The sequence below is a fragment of the Cedecea sp. FDAARGOS_727 genome (assembly GCF_012273235.1).
GTDB lineage: Bacteria > Pseudomonadota > Gammaproteobacteria > Enterobacterales > Enterobacteriaceae > Cedecea > Cedecea davisae.
Genome location: NZ_CP050966.1, coordinates 943,138 through 959,138, shown reverse-complemented (window position 1 = coordinate 959,138; position 16,001 = coordinate 943,138). Strand labels below are relative to the sequence as shown.

At 58.1% G+C, this 16,001-nt stretch carries 14 protein-coding genes; 6 read left to right on the top strand and 8 right to left on the bottom strand.

Annotated elements, in window-relative coordinates; all coding sequences use genetic code 11:
* Positions 1 to 53: 53 nt before the first annotated feature.
* On the bottom strand, positions 54 to 977 hold the full coding sequence (locus FOC35_RS04655; RefSeq protein ID WP_172568299.1) for a DMT family transporter: 924 nt from the start codon (positions 975 to 977) through the stop codon (positions 54 to 56).
* A 166-nt stretch (positions 978 to 1,143) separates the two neighbouring features.
* On the bottom strand, positions 1,144 to 2,637 hold the full coding sequence (locus FOC35_RS04650; RefSeq protein ID WP_016535010.1) for an NCS1 family nucleobase:cation symporter-1: 1,494 nt from the start codon (positions 2,635 to 2,637) through the stop codon (positions 1,144 to 1,146).
* A 142-nt stretch (positions 2,638 to 2,779) separates the two neighbouring features.
* On the opposite strand from FOC35_RS04650, the gene FOC35_RS04645 reads away from it, so the two are divergent.
* Genes FOC35_RS04645 through puuE form a run of 3 tightly spaced genes read left to right on the top strand, consistent with a single transcriptional unit; the run spans position 2,780 to position 5,206 of the window.
* On the top strand, positions 2,780 to 3,493 hold the full coding sequence (locus FOC35_RS04645) for a GntR family transcriptional regulator (RefSeq protein WP_172568298.1): 714 nt from the start codon (positions 2,780 to 2,782) through the stop codon (positions 3,491 to 3,493).
* A 2-nt stretch (positions 3,494 to 3,495) separates the two neighbouring features.
* Positions 3,496 to 4,233: an allantoin racemase gene (gene hpxA / locus FOC35_RS04640; RefSeq protein ID WP_172568297.1), complete on the top strand. Its 738-nt coding sequence runs from the start codon at positions 3,496 to 3,498 to the stop codon at positions 4,231 to 4,233.
* 16 nt (positions 4,234 to 4,249) lie between these two features.
* Positions 4,250 to 5,206 carry an allantoinase PuuE gene (gene puuE, locus FOC35_RS04635; protein WP_254065372.1) on the top strand — a complete coding sequence of 319 codons (957 nt, stop codon included), beginning with the start codon at positions 4,250 to 4,252 and terminating at the stop codon, positions 5,204 to 5,206.
* A gap of 39 nt (positions 5,207 to 5,245) precedes the next feature.
* Here the strand turns inward: puuE and hpxZ are convergent, their stop codons facing one another.
* The 4 genes from hpxZ to FOC35_RS04615 are packed head-to-tail and all read right to left on the bottom strand — an operon-like array spanning position 5,246 to position 8,784.
* The gene (hpxZ, locus tag FOC35_RS04630; protein ID WP_172568296.1) at positions 5,246 to 5,629 is read right to left on the bottom strand and encodes an oxalurate catabolism protein HpxZ; all 384 of its coding nucleotides are present in this window, start codon (positions 5,627 to 5,629) and stop codon (positions 5,246 to 5,248) included.
* Positions 5,630 to 7,006 carry an AtzE family amidohydrolase gene (locus FOC35_RS04625; RefSeq protein ID WP_172568295.1) on the bottom strand — a complete coding sequence of 459 codons (1,377 nt, stop codon included), beginning with the start codon at positions 7,004 to 7,006 and terminating at the stop codon, positions 5,630 to 5,632. It lies immediately after the preceding gene.
* Positions 7,003 to 7,191, bottom strand: coding sequence for an oxalurate catabolism protein HpxX (gene hpxX / locus FOC35_RS04620; protein WP_172568294.1), 189 nt, complete (start codon positions 7,189 to 7,191; stop codon positions 7,003 to 7,005). The genes FOC35_RS04625 and hpxX overlap by 4 nt, the downstream gene beginning before the upstream one ends.
* A 9-nt stretch (positions 7,192 to 7,200) precedes the next feature.
* A complete protein-coding gene (locus FOC35_RS04615) occupies positions 7,201 to 8,784 on the bottom strand; it encodes a gamma-glutamyltransferase family protein (RefSeq protein ID WP_172568293.1) in 1,584 nt (527 codons plus the stop codon).
* A 122-nt stretch (positions 8,785 to 8,906) separates the two neighbouring features.
* Here FOC35_RS04615 and FOC35_RS04610 point away from each other — a divergent pair, with 122 nt between their 5' ends.
* From FOC35_RS04610 to hpxK, 3 genes are all read left to right on the top strand, one after another.
* Positions 8,907 to 9,743, top strand: a complete 837-nt coding sequence (locus FOC35_RS04610) for a MurR/RpiR family transcriptional regulator (protein ID WP_039897940.1) — start codon at positions 8,907 to 8,909, stop codon at positions 9,741 to 9,743.
* Between the two features lie 185 nt (positions 9,744 to 9,928).
* Complete coding sequence (locus tag FOC35_RS04605; protein ID WP_172568292.1) at positions 9,929 to 11,170, top strand: alanine--glyoxylate aminotransferase family protein; 1,242 nt, start codon at positions 9,929 to 9,931, stop codon at positions 11,168 to 11,170.
* On the top strand, positions 11,170 to 12,426 hold the full coding sequence (hpxK, locus tag FOC35_RS04600) for an allantoate amidohydrolase (protein ID WP_172568291.1): 1,257 nt from the start codon (positions 11,170 to 11,172) through the stop codon (positions 12,424 to 12,426). The genes FOC35_RS04605 and hpxK overlap by 1 nt, the downstream gene beginning before the upstream one ends.
* Before the next feature lie 58 nt (positions 12,427 to 12,484).
* On the opposite strand, the gene FOC35_RS04595 is transcribed toward hpxK, so the two are convergent.
* Both FOC35_RS04595 and fadE read right to left on the bottom strand, forming a co-directional pair.
* The gene (locus FOC35_RS04595; protein WP_039897943.1) at positions 12,485 to 13,252 is read right to left on the bottom strand and encodes an amidohydrolase; all 768 of its coding nucleotides are present in this window, start codon (positions 13,250 to 13,252) and stop codon (positions 12,485 to 12,487) included.
* A 96-nt stretch (positions 13,253 to 13,348) separates the two neighbouring features.
* On the bottom strand, positions 13,349 to 15,793 hold the full coding sequence (gene fadE / locus FOC35_RS04590; protein WP_016535022.1) for an acyl-CoA dehydrogenase FadE: 2,445 nt from the start codon (positions 15,791 to 15,793) through the stop codon (positions 13,349 to 13,351).
* Between the last annotated feature and the right edge of the window lie 208 nt (positions 15,794 to 16,001).

The following is a 16,001-nucleotide window of genomic DNA, read 5'->3' as shown; positions in this document are numbered from 1 at the left end:
GTCTTGCGATATTCGCCCCGCACCTTTTGGCGCGGGGCCCGCCTGAATAAACGCTAGCGTCTGCTGGCCAGCGCCACTCCAACCAAAATAGTCGCAATGCCGATGATATGGAAAAGATGCAGCGTCTCGCCGAGGAAAATCAGCGACAGCACTACGCCAAACACCGGGATCAGGTGAATACTCAGCCCGGCACGGGCGGCGCCCACCGTCTCAACACAGCGGCCATAAAGCAGATAAGAAACAAACGACGGGAAGACGCCGAGAAACACCACCGCTGAAACGGTCATCGTGTTCCAGTCCGGCACGGCCCCGGTGCTTATTTCATGCAGCCACAGCGGCAACGTTACCACCAGGGCAATAGCAACCTGAACGCCCAATAGCCCCATTCTGCTAATGTCTGAAGGGATCTTGCGTATCCACAGCGTATAAAGCGCAAAGCAAGCCATCGCCGCCAGCAACATCAGGTCGCCCGACGAAAACGCCATTTGCATCAGGCCGTGAATATCGCCTTTAAAGATAATAAACAGCACGCCGCAGCAGGAAATTGCCAGGCCCACAACCTGCTTGATGCTGAGCTTGTGGCCAAAAAACAGCGCGCCAAACAGCATAATCAGCACCGGAATGCAGGAGTTGAGCAGCAGGGCGTTGGTGCTGGAAGTATGGTGCAGCCCAATATAAACCAGCAGGCTAAAGCAAACGATGCCGGTAACCGACACGGCAATAATCCACCCGGCGTACTCCCGATAACGGCGAAAGTCTCTTTTTATATACGGGAAGGCAAAAGGCAGGATCACGACCAGCGCCACCAGCCACCTCATAAAGGTCAGCCCGACCGGGGGAATATCGTTACGAACGGCTTTACCCACAATGTAATTGCACGCCCAAAGCAGGGGCGGAAGAGTGAAAAGAAATAAAACATACCAGGCCGGTGGCGAATGGGGCGTAGCCCCGGTGGCCGACTTCTTACTGCTGAGCAATGGGAGCTCCTTAGACACAGGATTTGGCTCGAAAGAATGGAGGAGGGATATATTACCCCGTGTCGGGCCCCGCTATTCAAGAAAGTCTTCGGAGAGAGGAAAAAGAGTATGTCGAGAATTAACAAGCCAGCCAAAAGCCCGGATCTCGATGACCCGGGCTTTATTTTTACTCTTTAGAAGTCGCGACGCGGCCAGAGAAGCCAACCGCAACTGCGCCTTTTTCACTGCGCGCCAGCCAGCGGTAGCAGCTCAGTCCCAGGAACACGCCGATAAACCAGCTGAAGTTTGCCACTTCATGCAGCGAAGGAATAAAGCTGATGGTCAGGCAAACGGCAACGGAAGGCACCAGGGCAATAATCGCTTTTGGGTTAAAGCCTTTGCTGTACCAGTAGCGGCCTTTCGGCGTGTCGTTAAACAGATCGTCGACGTGGATCGTGCCGCCCTTAACCAGGTAGAAGTCGGCCAGCAGGATGCCGAACAGCGGCCCGATAAACGATCCCAGAACGTCCAGCGTGTAGTGGATAAGTTCCGGCGACTGGAACAGGTTCCACGGCGTCAGCAGCACCGAACCTACGGCAGCAATCATCCCGCCCGCACGGAAGCTAATTTTCTGCGGTGAACAGTTAGAGAAGTCGAATGCCGGAGAAACAAAGTTCGCGACAATATTGATCCCGATAGTGGCTGTTATCATGGTCAGCAGGCCAATCGCCATTGCCAGGCTGTTACCAATATGGCTGACGGTTTCAATCGGGTCGGTGATCATTTTGCCGAACAGCGACTGGGTACCGGAAACAATGACAACCGTCACGATGGAGAACAGCAGGAAGTTAAACGGCAGACCCCAGCGGTTACCGCGACGGATCTCCTGCATGCTTTTCCCGTAGCGGGAGAAATCGCCAAAGTTAAGCAGCGGGCCGGAGAAGTAGGACACCACCAGTGCGGTTGCGGTGATCATCTGCCATACCTGCTCGCCGGAGCTAAGATGTTTGCTGGCTAAGGTGAAGGAAATACCGTCGAATCCGGTCTGGTAAAGGATCCACCCGGCCAGCGCCATCATCACGATGTACACCGCAGGCCCGGCAATATCGATAAAACGTTTGATAGCGTTCATGCCGTGCCAGAACACCAGCGCCTGGAGCACCCACATAATACCAAAGCAAATCCAGCCAAGCTGGGACAGGCCGAGGAAGCTAACGCCGGTCATCGGGGCAAGTGTCGGCCAGAACTTCAGCAGCACCAGCATTAATGCGTTGGCCGCCAGATAAGTTTGTATACCGTACCAGGCGAAGGCGATAAGCCCGCGGATCACCGCCGGAATATTCGCGCCAAACACGCCAAACGCCTGACGGCAAATGACCGCATACGGCACGCCCGCCATCTGGCTTGGTTTAGCTACCAGGTTAGCGCACACCTGCACAATACAGATCCCGGCCAGCAGGCAAATCAGCACCTGCCAGCTGGCAAGCCCGAGAGTAAAGAAGCTGGCGGCGACCACATAGCCGCCCATGCTGTGTACATCGGACATCCAAAACGAAAAGATGTTGTACCACGACCAAGTCTGGTTGCGGGTTGGGGCCAGGTCATCGTTGCACAGGCGCGGGCTGTAGCCTGCGTTGGCACTCTCTTTCGTGGCTGTTGCGTTGTTCTTTATACCTGGCATGGGATCTGCTCCTATAAAACAGAAGGTGGATTATGTCTGCCAAAAGTATTGCAGGAACCAGGCCAGGTTTGCGTTTCTTGTATTCAATTATAAATGATATTGTATACAAAATGTCGTGGCAGGGTGCTAACAGGAGTCGTGAATGAAACGTGATTTTGGGGTCACAGCCCCGGTGGAATTACAGGAAAAAGAAGCATTTATCTGGCAATCGTTAATGACGGCGATGGTTGAACATCAGCTTCCACCCGGCAGTAAGCTGCCGGAAGAAGCGCTGGCAGAAGTTTTTGGCATCAGCCGCACCGGGATCCGCAAAGTGCTCACGCGCCTCGCAACGGTGCAAATGATCACCATGCTGCCCGGGCGTGGTGCATTTGTTGCCATGCCGGACGTCGAAGAGTCGAAAGCTATCTTCCAGACCCGGGCGGTCATTGAATGCGCCAACCTGTCTCATGTCCTGGAACACATTCAGGCGCCTCACCTCGCCGCGCTGCGCAAAATAACGCAACAAGAAGAGAAAGCGCACCGCGAAGGCGACGGTCCGGCGGCTATCCGCCTCTCGGCCGCATTCCATATTCAGCTCCAGGCTATTTCGGGTAACGCGGTTTTGACGGAGATGGTCACCGGGTTAACGCACCGTTCATCATTGGTGATCGCCGCGTGGGGCGCTCCGTGGCAGCGTGGCTGCCGCTGCGACGATCATGAAAACCTTATCGATCTGCTGCGCAATAAAGCGCTTGAGCCGCTAACGCTTGCGATGCAGCACCACTTTGAACATATCGTTTCCAGCCTGCATTTTGAGCGCGGCGGTGAAACAACTCCGGACTTCGCACGCCTCTTTGGCACCAGACAGGACTAATCATGCAGCAGCCCATCATTCAAGTGATCAACCCGAATACCAGCGTGGCGATGACCCACACAATTGGCGAGGCGGCCCGCAGCGTGGCCGCGGCGGGCACGAAAATTCTCGCCGTTTGCCCGGAGCAGGGCGTGGAGTCCATTGAAGGGCATTTTGATGAAGCCATCGCGGCTATCGGCGTGCTTGAGCAAATCAAACGGGGTAAAGAGCAGGGCGCAAACGGCCATGTTATTGCCTGCTTTGGCGATCCGGGGCTGCTGGCGGCGCGTGAGCTGGCAAGCGGTCCGGTCATCGGGATTGCCGAGGCGGCCATGCACATGGCAACGCTGGTGGCTACGCGCTTTTCTATCGTGACCACGCTGCCGCGCACCGTAATCATCGCTCGTCATTTATTGCGCCAGTATGGTTTTGAGCACCATTGTGCGGCGCTGCACGCCATTGATTTGCCGGTGTTGGCGCTGGAAGACGGCACCGGTCTTGCCCAACGCCTGGTACGCGAGCGCTGCATTCAGGCTAAAAAAGAAGATAACAGCGGAGCCATTGTGCTGGGCTGCGGCGGCATGGCTAACCTGGCGAAAGAGCTGACCGAAGAAATCGGCATCCCGGTTATCGACGGCGTGACGGCTGCGGTCAAAATGGTGGAGTCTCTTATCGCACTCGGCATCGGTACCAGCAAATTCGGCGACCTTGCATACCCTAACCCAAAGCCGCTTTCCGGCTCTTTTGCCCGCCTGAGCTAAGGTTAAAGGAGTAAATATGCAGCACGAAGCTAAACCTATGCGTTACCCCTTTACCGAAAACTACCCGCGCGATCTTGCGGGTTATGCGGGTAATCCGCCTCATGCGCAGTGGCCCAACGGCGCACGTATTGCGCTTCAGTTTGTGCTCAACTTTGAGGAAGGGGCGGAAAACAACGTCCTGCACGGCGACCCCGGTTCCGAACAATTTCTTTCCGATATCGTCGGGGCGGCCAGCTATCCCGACCGCCATATGTCGATGGACTCGCTCTACGAATACGGCTCCCGCGCCGGGTTCTGGCGTATTCATAATGAGTTTCAGAAACGTGGTCTGAGCCTGACGGTATTTGGCGTGGCAATGGCGCTGGCCCGTAACCCGGAAATCGTCGCCGCCATTAAAGCGGCAGATTACGACGTGGTCAGCCACGGCTGGCGCTGGATCCACTATCAAAATATGGATCCGGCGGCCGAGCGGCAGCACCTGCACCAGGCGATGGAAATCCTTGAAGACTTATTCGGTTCGCGCCCGCTGGGCTGGTACACCGGCCGCGACAGCCCGAACACTCGCAGGCTGGTGGTGGAGCACGGCGGCATTCTCTACGACAGCGACTACTACGGTGATGACCTGCCTTTCTGGAGCAAAGTTACCTGCGAAGACGGCAGCGTAAAACCGCATCTCATCGTGCCCTACACTCTGGACGCCAACGACATGCGTTTCGCCACCGCACAGGGTTTTAACACCGCCGAGCAGTTCTACACCTACCTGAAAGACAGCTTTGACGTGCTGTACGAAGAGGGGGAAACCTCGCCGAAGATGATGTCGATTGGCATGCACTGCCGTCTGCTGGGGCGGCCCGGCCGCTTCCGGGCGCTACAGCGTTTTCTGGACTACGTGCAGCAGCACGAGTGCGTGTGGATTTGCAGAAGGCAGGAAATCGCCGAGCATTGGGTGAAGATGCATCCTTTTGCTGGCTAGTGATTTAATTCCCCTCCCGACGTGACGGGAGGAGAAAAACTACCCCATCAAACTTACATGCGCGGCCACAATCTTCCAGCCTGAGGGAAAGCGTACCCAGGTCTGCATCTGGCGGCCGATTTTATCGCTGCCTTCGCGCGTGAACTCGGTGCTTGCCACCGCAAGTTCGTCGCTGAAGGTGGTTATCACGGTGTTTCTCAGCTGGCGATCCAGCCCCTTTGGCGAGCGGCCGCTGCGGAAGGCGCGGATCTGGTCGATGCCGTAAAGATTCTCCGTCGCGCCAAAGCGCACGGTGCTGGCATCTTCCCAAAATAACTCGTCCAGCACCGCCACATCGTTGCTTATCAGCGCCTGCTCATAGCGGTAAAAGGCCGCGGTGACTTCATTCAGAATCGCCGGGCGGTCAATATTTTCTCGCATCATTTAATCTACCTTCATCTGTAATACACCCTGGCGCTCCAGGTGACGTGCGGCTTGCAGGCAAATATCTTCCCGCCACGGAGCGGCAATCAGCTGCACGCCAATCGGCAAACCGCCTGCTGTGGCTAGCGGCACGCTGGCCACCGGGAAACCGAGAAATGAAATCGGCTGAGTTAAGAGTCCCATACTGGCTTTCACCGGCAGCTCCACGCCGTTGATGTTCATGGTCTGCTGGCCGATAAGCGTGGCGCTGCAAGGCGTGGCCGGGGCGATAAGCAGATCAAATCTCTCGAACAGCGGCAGCGTGCGCTCGAGGAACCAGGCGCGGAAGCGCTGGGCCTGGGTGTACCAGGCGGAAGGCGTCATGGCTCCGGCCAGCAGGCGTTCACGAGAGTTAGGCTCAAAGCGCTCGGGGCTTACGCGCAGGGCTGGAAGATATTGGTTTCCTGCTTCCGCCGCCGTCAGCAGGAAGGCCGAGGAGCGGGCAAGTTCGGCCTCTGGCATAGAGGCCTGCTCCGTAGCCTGAAGCGCTTTGGCTACGCGCAGTACCGCCTCTTTTGCATCGTCATTGCACCAGCGCTCAAAAAAGCCGTCTAGTACCGCACAGCGAAGCGCTGGACGGCTTTCCAGCGTGTCGAAAACGGGCTCAATGTCTCGCCGCGCCTGGAACGGGTCTTTGCCGTCATATCCCTGAAGCACATCGTAAACCGTCGCCACATCTTCCACGCTGCGGGCCATCGGCCCAATATGGTCGAGACTGGCGACAAACGGATGGCTGCCGCCGCGCGACAGGCGGCCAAACGTCGGCTTCAGGCCCACAATTCCGCTAAGCGATGAAGGCACCCGAATGGAGCCGTTAGTGTCGGTGCCGAGAGTGAAATTCACCATTCCTGCCGCGACGGCTGCCGCCGAGCCGCCCGAAGATCCCCCCGCAATACGCGTCAGGTCGAGCGGATTTTTGGTTGCGCCGTAATGGCTATTTTCGGTGGTAAAACCGTAGGCGTAAGCGTCCATATTCAGCGCACCGCCGAGCATGCCGCCCGCCTTTTGCAACCGGGTGATGGCAAATGCATCTTCCTGCGCTGGTGCCTGTTCAGCAAACAGACTCGCGCCGGAAAGTGTCGTCAGGCCTTTAATATCAAAAATGTTTTTAACCGCGTAGGGCACCCCGGCAAGGGCGGGTAGTGTCTCTCCCCGGGCAATAGAGAGGTCCACCGCTGCGGCCTCTTCAAGCAGGCGTGGCTGGGTAACCCCGGTAAAAGCATTAACCTGCGGATTAAGCTCTTCAACCTTCGCCAGCGTCTGCTGAGCAAGCTCGGTGGCCGAGAACGTTTTGTCTTCTAGCCCCCGGCGAATCTGGCGGATGGAAAGTGTGGTCATAATTTATAGACTCCGGCGGCTTCCTGACGGTCGGGCAGAGGGAACACCATCAGCGGCTCTGCCATCGCGGCAATACGTGCCAGCTGGACCTCCAGCTCCCTGCGGCGCTCGTCGTCCAGCGGAATGGCAAGCAACTGCTCCATCAGCCCGATATAATCCGGCCAGTTAAACGGTTGGTGCTTCATAACGTCTCCTCAAAAGCCTGCGGCGCTGCCGTTGCTACGTGGATCCCACGCACCTTCAAGCATGCCGTTGGTATGGCGAACAATAGCCCCGGCGTGGCCGACGGCCTCACTGAAAGCGGGTAGGGTTTCCACTTCATGGCCGAGGGCGCGAAGTGCGGCGAAGGTTTCTTCACTAAAGCGGTTTTCCAGCTTCAGGCTATCGGATGCCTGGCCCCAGGTTCGGCCCAGCAGCCAGCGCGGGGCGCTTACCGCTTCCTGTAAACCGACACCCTGAATCACGTGGCGGGTAAAGATGGCGGCCTGGGTTTGCGGCTGGCCGTCGCCGCCCATCGAGCCGTAAACCAGCGTTCTGCCATCGGCAAGCCGCGCCGCCGCCGGGTTGAGGGTATGGAAAGGTTGTTTGCCGGGTGCCAGCGCCAGCAAATGGGCCGGATCGAGGCTGAAAGAGGCACCGCGGTTTTGCCACAGCACGCCGCTTTTCGGCAGCACCACGCCGCTACCGAACTCGTGATAAATGCTTTGAATAAACGACACTGCCAGCCCGTTCCCGTCGATAACGCCCATCCAGACCGTATCTCCCGGCCCTTTGCCTTTACCCCAGGATGCAGCGCTCTGGTCGCTGACCTGCTCTGCCAGCAAATCAAGCGCTTCTGGATCCAGCAGGTTTTGAACCGGGTCTGGTATATGGCGCGGATCGGTAATATGGCGGTCACGCAGGGCAAAGGCTTTTTTGGTCGCTTCCACGATGCGGTGTACGGTTTGCGCCTCACTGGCTTCGGCCATGTGCAGACGATCGGTAATGCCGAGGATAGCCAGCGAGACCAGCCCCTGCGTGGGTGGCGCGAGGTTGAAAATCTCTCCGGCCTGGTGTTCAAGGCGCAGCGGCTTGCCGCGTTTTGCCCGGTGGTTTGCCAAATCTTCCTCGGTTACCGGGATACCCAAAGCCGCCAGCTCCTCCGCTATCAGGGTCGCCAGCGGGCCGCGATAAAAACTATCCAGGCCTTCTACGGTCAGTCGCGAGAGCGTTTCAGCCAGCCTTGGCTGCGTAAAACGGCTGCCGGTGGCGGGAACCTCCCCGCGCTCAAGGAAGGTTTGCGCGAAGCCGGGAACATCAACCAGCTCGGCGTATTTGCTTTGGGTCGCGTTTGCCTGTGAGGCGGTAACCGGAATGCCGTCTGCCGCATAGCGAATAGCATCCGCCAGCAGGCGTGAAAGGGGTATCTGGCCGCCGCCAAGCTCCGCTGAAACTTTTAATGCTTCCGCCCAGCCGCTGAGCGTGCCGGGAACAGTTAATGCAGATTTGCTTCCACGATGAGGAATTGCCGTGACTCCGGCATAAAAGTCCAGGGTCGCCAGCGAGCCGGCCGCCCCGCTTGCGTCGAGGGTTATGGGATCCCCTTCCGGCGGGACAATCAGCCAGAAGCCGTCGCCGCCGATGCCGTTCATGTGGGGGTAAACCACCGTGATAGTTGCGGCTGCGGCGACCATCGCTTCTATGGCATCGCCGCCCTGGCGCAGAACGGCCAGCGCGCTTTCGCTGGCCAGGTGGTGGGGCGCTACCGCCATGCCGCTGGGGGCCATATTGCTTTGCATGTTGTTATTCTCTTGCAGATGTTGCGCTCGGATAGGCAAAGCAGAAGCAAGAGATGTTCCAGGTTGACGAAGATCGTTTCACTGTGTCAGGCTGCGCTGAAACGAAAGTTACAGGAGTCAGAATGAAACAGTTAGATGAGCGTTTGCGGGCCTCATGGGCGCTATTTTCCCCGCAGGAGCAGCGCGTAGCTTCGTTCATTGTCGATCATTTTGACGACCTGATTAGCTATAACAGCGCCGAGTTGGCGCGGCTTTCCGGGGTATCAAAGGCTACCGTAAGCCGCTTGTTTAAACGCCTGGGCTACGAGCGTTATAAAGATATGCGCGACGAGCTACGAACCCTGCGCCAGAGCGGCATGCCGCTGACGGAAAATCGTGATGCGGTGCAGGGCAACACGCTGCTGGCGAGGCACTACAAGCAGGAAATGGCCAATCTGACCAATCTGGTGAATCAGCTGGATTCGGGTCAGTTTGCCGAGGTAGTTAATGCCCTGGTCAGCGGAAAGCGTTTGTTTATCATCGGGATGCGCAATTCATGGCCGGTGGCGATGCACCTCCGCCAGCAGCTGCTGCAAATTCGCAGCGGGGTGTTGCTCCTGCCGCAGCCGGGGCAGACGCTGGCGGAAGAGCTGGTGGATATCGGCCCGGACGATTGCGTGGTTGCCGTGGCATTTCGCCGCAGGCCGCGCATCATCAAGCCTCTGCTCGCCAGTTTGCAGCAGCGCGGTATACCGCTGGTGGTGCTGAGCGAGTCCTCCTCCGGCCTCGCGGCGGATTCCCGCTGGCACCTGAGCGCGCCGCTCGACAGCGTCTCCGCTTTCGACAGCTATAGCAGCGCCATGAGCCTGGTGAATTTACTCGCGAACGCGGTGCTGCATGAGTCATTGACCAGCGGGCGTCAGCGTATCCATAATATCGCAGAATTGTATACAGAGCTGGACGAGCTGGAACAGCGTTAATGCTCCGCCCTGGTGCAGTTGCACGGTCGGGGTGAGCCAGAATGGTTCATCATCCTTACTTCACTCTTTTTTTCCGAGCTGGCCCGTCGCATCAGCCGGAAAAAAATTTACCTGCGGCTGGCACATTAGTTGCAAAAGAAACGAATAAGAATCTTTTGTTTCAATCTCAGACTCAAGGAACCGCCATGTTTGATATTCAGCACTTCCCTCAGATCAATCCGCCGCACCGTTTGCTGATGGGCCCGGGCCCGATCAACGCCGATCCGCGAGTATTACGCGCCATGGCGAGCCAGCTTATCGGGCAGTATGACCCGGTGATGACGGGCTATATGAATGAAGTGATGGTGCTGTACCGTGAGCTTTTCCGTACCGAAAACAAATGGACCATGCTGGTAGATGGCACCTCACGCGCCGGTATCGAGGCTATTTTGCTGTCGGCTATTCGCCCCGGAGACAAAGTGCTGGTGCCGGTTTTTGGTCGCTTCGGCCATCTGCTGTGTGAGATTGCCCGCCGCTGCCGCGCCGAAGTACACACTATTGAAGTGCCGTGGGGAGAAGTTTTCAGCCCGCAGCAAATTGAAGATGCCATCAAAAAGGTGAAGCCTCGCCTGCTGCTGACGGTTCAGGGCGATACTTCCACCACCATGCTGCAACCTCTGGCGGAGCTGGGGGAAATTTGCCGTCGCCACGGCGTGCTGTTTTATACCGATGCTACCGCTTCGTTCGGCGGCAACGAGCTGCTAACGGATGCATGGGGGCTGGATGCGGTTTCCGCGGGGCTGCAAAAATGCCTCGGCGGCCCGTCCGGCAGCTCGCCGATAACCCTTAGCCCGCAGATGGAAGAAGTTATCCGCCGTCGTAAATGCGTAGAGGAAGGGATCCGTACCGCCGCGCACCAGGACGGCGACGATGAGATGATCTACTCCAACTATTTCGATCTCGGCATGGTGATGGACTACTGGGGGCCGGAGCGGCTTAACCACCACACCGAAGCCACCAGCATGCTGTTTGCCGCCCGGGAATGCGCTCGCATTATTCTGGAAGAAGGACTCGAAACCGGGATCGCCCGCCACGAACTGCACGGCAGGGCGATGGTCGCGGGTATTAAGGGCATGGGGCTGGAAACCTTCGGCGACTTAAAACACAAAATGAATAACGTGCTGGGCGTGGCTATTCCTTCTCAGGTTCATGGGGAAGAAGTTCGCAAGCTGCTGCTGGAAGACTTCCACATCGAAATCGGCACTTCTTTCGGCCCGCTTCAGGGCAAAATCTGGCGTATCGGCACTATGGGCTATAACGCCCGTAAAGACTGCGTGCTGCAAACGCTTACCGCCCTGGAAGCGGTGCTCAACCGGCTTGGGTTTAAAACCGTGCAGGGCGAAGCGATGCAGGCGGCATGGAACGTTTACGCTCAGGGAGCCAGCTAATGGCCGCCCCTCTGATGGACGCTGAATATGCTTGGGTCGCCGCTCAGCGCGTAATGGACAGGGCAGACAGGCTGGCGGCAATTAGCGAAAGCGCCGGGCAACTGACCCGCGTCTATCTCTCCGTTCAGCACCTACAGGCAAATCAACTGGTAGCCAGCTGGATGGAACAGCTCGGCATGACGACCTGGCAGGATGCGGTGGGCAATATTTGCGGGCGCTACGAGGGAAAACGCGAAGGGGCGCAGGCGATTCTGCTGGGTTCCCATCTCGATACGGTTCGCAACGCAGGGCGCTACGACGGTATGCTCGGCGTGCTCTGCGCCCTCGAAGTGGTGGCGTTCCTGCACCAGCACGACATTCAGCTCGAGCAGGCGATAGAAATTGTTGGCTTTGGCGATGAAGAAGGTACTCGGTTTGGCGTGACGCTGCTGGGCAGCCGGGGCGTAACCGGCAGCTGGCCTGAACACTGGCTCCGCTGCGAAGATGCCAACGGCGTGAGCATGGCGCAGGCGATGACGCTTGCGGGTCTTGACCCGTCACGCATTGCCGACGCGGCGCGCCCGGTGGAGGACTTTAGCGCCTATCTGGAGCTGCACATCGAGCAGGGACCGGTGCTGGAACAGGAAAACCTGGCCCTGGGCGTGGTGACGGCCATTAACGGCGCTCGCCGCCTCAACTGCCGCTTTACCGGGCATGCAGGGCACGCGGGGACGGTGCCAATGGCCCTGCGTAAAGATGCGCTGGCCGCCGCCGCCGAGTGGATGCATTACATCGAGTCGGCAACCCGCCAGCATGGCCCGGATTTAGTTGCGACTGTAGGCACGCTGAACTGTGAACCTGGCGCGGTTAACGTTATCCCCGGCGAAGTCCACCTGACGCTGGATATTCGCAGCCCGCAGGATGGTTCTCTGGAAAGTTTGCTTAATCAATTGCTGGCCGAAGGGCAGGCTATTGCCGCCAGGCGCGACATGCAGTTTGCGGCACAAACCTATTACGCCATCCCGGCCACGCCCTGCGACAGCCAGCTCCAGAGCAAACTGAGCCAGGCGGTGAGCGAAGTTCAGGGGCGGAGCCTTTTGCTGCCAAGCGGCGCGGGGCATGACGCTATCGCCATTGCCGAACGCTGGCCGAGCGCCATGCTGTTTGTGCGCTGTGAGAAGGGGATTAGCCACCACCCGGCGGAATCTGTCATCTGGCAGGACGTTGCCCTGGCGGTGCAGGCCTTTACCCGCGCGGTTGCCCTGCTTGCTGAATAGCAGATAAAGAAAACCCGGCGATAAAAGCCGGGTCTTATCTCTGTCACGATCCTGGCCGTTAAAGGCTAAACGGATCGGCGTCCTGCCACGCCGGGAATTTCTCCCGATACTCCTGCAACGCCACCAGCGATAAATCTGCATCCAGCCTTGCCGCCTGGTGCGGTTCGCAGCTCGCCATAATTTCGCCCTGAGGGCTGATGATCCGGCTGTCTCCGCGATAATGATGGCCGTTGCCGTCGGTGCCGACGCGGTTACAGCCCGCGACGTAAGCCTGGTTTTCAATCGCACGCGCCTGCAACAGGCTTTGCCAGTGAAGCGAGCGCGGGGCCGGCCAGTTGGCGACATACAGCGCAAGATCGTAATCGTTGCGGTTGCGTGACCAGACCGGGAAACGCAGGTCATAGCAAACCAGCGGCAGGATCCTCCAGCCGCGCCATTCGATAATCACACGCTCTTCGCCAGCCTGGTAATGATGATGTTCGTCGGCCATGCGGAACAGATGGCGCTTATCGTAGAAATGTACTTTGCCGTCCGGCTGCACCAGCAGGAAGCGGTTAACCGGCCCGCGCTCGGTTTGCAGCGCGGCGCTCCCGGCTATCATCGCCTGAGTTTGCTGCGCCTTGAATTGCATCCAGTCAATCACCTCTTGCTCTGGCATCGACTGCACGGCGGCTTCCATGGCAAAGCCGGTGGTGAACATCTCCGGCAGAATAATTAAATTACGCCCGTGCACGCCCTCCAGCAGCACATCGAAGTGACGCAGGTTTGCGGCACCGTCCATCCATACCAGCGGTTGTTGCAGAAGGGAAACTTTCAAACCAGACACAAGCGGCAGCCTCTTAGGGGAAGTATTCTTTCACTGTAGCACGACAAATCGCTCTTTTGTTGGCAATAAAAAACCCCGCTTGCGCGGGGTTGATGATTAAGCGGCTTCAACCTTTCTGTGCTTTTCCGGCACCTTCACCGGCTGGGTCGCCAATGCCTCCGGGTCAAACTCATCAACGTTGATGCTGCGCAGGCGGCTGACTTCGGCTTTGGTCAGGATAGCCGCTTCATCGGCGGTTATCTTCCCTTCGCTCAGCAGCTGCTTCGCCAGCTCATCCAGGCGGGTGAATGGCAAGTTACGCCCCAGCTCTTTGCAGATACGAGCGTGAATCGGCTCGGCTGCCATCACATCCAGCAGAGCCGCTTCCAGCAGGCCCGCCGGGTTATGCTCGCTCGGGGTCAGGTATTGACCACGGCCAATGCGGGAGCGGGTTGCAGACGGCACCTGCATAATCTTCGCCAGCTTGTGGTCCAGGGCGTCAGACGGCGCGCTATAACGGCGGCCCAGCGGGAAGATAACCAGACCCATCACCCCGGCAACAAAGCGGTTCGGGAAGTTGCGCAGCAGGTCGTCAATTGCCTGCTCGGCCTGATGCAGCGCATCCTGCACGCCCCAGTGCACCAGCGGCAGATCCGCCTCATTACGGCCTTCATCTTCATAGCGCTTCAGCACCGCAGAGGCAAGATACAGCTGGCTCAGCACATCACCCAGGCGAGCGGAGATGCGTTCGCGGCGTTTCAGGCTGCCGCCCAGCACTGCCATGGAGACGTCCGACAGCAGCGCGAGGTTGGCGCTCAGGCGGTTCAGGTACTGGTAATAGCGTTTGGTCGCGTCTTTAGCCGGAGTGCTGCTTCCCAGGCCGTTGGTCAGACCCAGCCACAGGCTACGCATCTTGTTGCTGCCGACGTGGCCGATGTGTTTAAACAGCAGTTTGTCGAAGGCGTTAACGTCGTTATTCTGCGCGGCGGCCATCTCTTCCAGCACATAAGGATGGCAGCGAATCGCGCCCTGGCCGAAGATAATCATGCTGCGGGTAAGAATGTTTGCGCCTTCAACGGTGATAGCGATCGGTGCGCCCTGGTAAGCACGGGCCACGAAGTTACCGTCTCCCAGCATGATGCCTTTCCCGCCGACAATATCCATCGCATCGAGAATGGCGCGCTGGCCGCGGTGGGTACAGTGATATTTAACAATCGCCGACAGCACCGCCGGTTTTTCACCGAGCACAATCCCGTAGGTAATTAATGACGCGGCGGCATCCATCACGTAGGCGTTACCGGCGATGCGTGCCAGCGGCTCTTCAATCCCTTCCATTTTACCGATAGAGATTTTGAACTGGCGGCGAATATGCGCATAAGCGCCGGTTGCCATTGCAACGGACTTCAGGCCGCCGGTGGCGTTGGACGGCAGGGTAATGCCGCGGCCAACCGACAGGCACTCAACCAGCATACGCCAGCCCTGTCCGGCCATTTTCGGGCCGCCGATAATAAAGTCGATTGGCACGAAGATATCTTTCCCACGGGTTGGGCCGTTCTGGAACGGCACGTTCAGCGGGAAGTGACGTTTGCCGATTTCCACGCCCGGAGTATGGGTTGGAATAAGGGCGCAGGTAATGCCGAGATCTTCCTCGCCGCCCAGCAGACGATCCGGGTCGGAAAGTTTAAACGCCAGGCCAAGCACGGTGGCGATAGGCGCCAGCGTAATGTAGCGCTTGTTCCAGGTGAGGCGCATGCCCAGCACCTGTTCGCCCTGCCATTCGCCCATGCAGACTACGCCGCTGTCCGGGATTGCGCCCGCATCGGAACCCGCTTCCGGGCTGGTCAACGCGAAGCAAGGGATCTCAAGGCCGCGCGCCAGGCGTGGCAGGTAATGATCTTTTTGCTCTTCGGTACCGTAATGTTGCAGCAGTTCGCCCGGCCCTAAGGAGTTTGGCACGCCGACGGTGATCGCCAGGATACCGGAAACGCCGGACAGTTTTTGCAGCACGCGAGCCTGAGCATAGGCGGAGAACTCAAGACCGCCGTACTCTTTCTTAATGATCATCGCAAAGAAGCGATGCTCTTTCAGGTAGGCCCACAGTTCAGGAGGCAGGTCGGCCAGTTCATGGGTTATCTGGAAGTCATTTGCCATGCGGCAGGCTTCTTCAACCGGGCCATCGATAAAGGCCTGCTCTTCCTCGGTCAGCTTAGGCTGCGGGTAGTTGTGCAGCTTTTCCCAGTCTGGTTTGCCGCGGAACAGATCGCCTTCCCACCAGGTTGTCCCGGCGTCGATAGCTTCTTTTTCGGTGCGCGACATCGGCGGCATCACTTTACGGAAGCCGCGGAACACCGGCGCGGAAATCAGTGATTTACGCAGCGGAGTAAAGACCAGCGGCACCAGGATAACGGCCAGCGGCACCAGCACCCAGTAAGACCAGATATTGGCGGCACCGAGGGCGGCGGTCCAGGCCAGTAAAATCACGCTGGCGAGCAGCAGGTTTGCCTGGTGATAGAACAGCACACCCAGCAGGACGAGAGTAAGAACAATACTTAAAATTAACATAAAGAAAGCTCCCTGGCTTGTAGGAGGTCTGACCACTTGTGATGTATTGGTTGTAGTGGATGTTGCATTTTTTAGCAATGCATTCACAAAATAATTACAACCTCGCTCACATTGTTGCGGCACATAATCGTAAAAGCCCGGCTAAACTCGCGGGGTTGCGCTTCTCGCGCCTGGCGCTATCCGGTACACTGCCGGAGGTGAAATTCAA

Bases quoted from the DNA above. Each gene is read 5' to 3' on its own strand.
- FOC35_RS04650 (WP_016535010.1), bottom strand. From the start codon at position 2,637: ATGCCAGGTATAAAGAACAACGCAACAGCCACGAAAGAGAGTGCCAAC.
- FOC35_RS04645 (WP_172568298.1), top strand. From the start codon at position 2,780: ATGAAACGTGATTTTGGGGTCACAGCCCCGGTGGAATTACAGGAAAAA.
- hpxA (WP_172568297.1), top strand. From the start codon at position 3,496: ATGCAGCAGCCCATCATTCAAGTGATCAACCCGAATACCAGCGTGGCG.
- puuE (WP_254065372.1), top strand. From the start codon at position 4,250: ATGCAGCACGAAGCTAAACCTATGCGTTACCCCTTTACCGAAAACTAC.
- hpxZ (WP_172568296.1), bottom strand. From the start codon at position 5,629: ATGATGCGAGAAAATATTGACCGCCCGGCGATTCTGAATGAAGTCACC.
- FOC35_RS04625 (WP_172568295.1), bottom strand. From the start codon at position 7,006: ATGACCACACTTTCCATCCGCCAGATTCGCCGGGGGCTAGAAGACAAA.
- hpxX (WP_172568294.1), bottom strand. From the start codon at position 7,191: ATGAAGCACCAACCGTTTAACTGGCCGGATTATATCGGGCTGATGGAG.
- FOC35_RS04615 (WP_172568293.1), bottom strand. From the start codon at position 8,784: ATGCAAAGCAATATGGCCCCCAGCGGCATGGCGGTAGCGCCCCACCAC.
- FOC35_RS04610 (WP_039897940.1), top strand. From the start codon at position 8,907: ATGAAACAGTTAGATGAGCGTTTGCGGGCCTCATGGGCGCTATTTTCC.
- FOC35_RS04605 (WP_172568292.1), top strand. From the start codon at position 9,929: ATGTTTGATATTCAGCACTTCCCTCAGATCAATCCGCCGCACCGTTTG.
- hpxK (WP_172568291.1), top strand. From the start codon at position 11,170: ATGGCCGCCCCTCTGATGGACGCTGAATATGCTTGGGTCGCCGCTCAG.
- fadE (WP_016535022.1), bottom strand. From the start codon at position 15,793: ATGTTAATTTTAAGTATTGTTCTTACTCTCGTCCTGCTGGGTGTGCTG.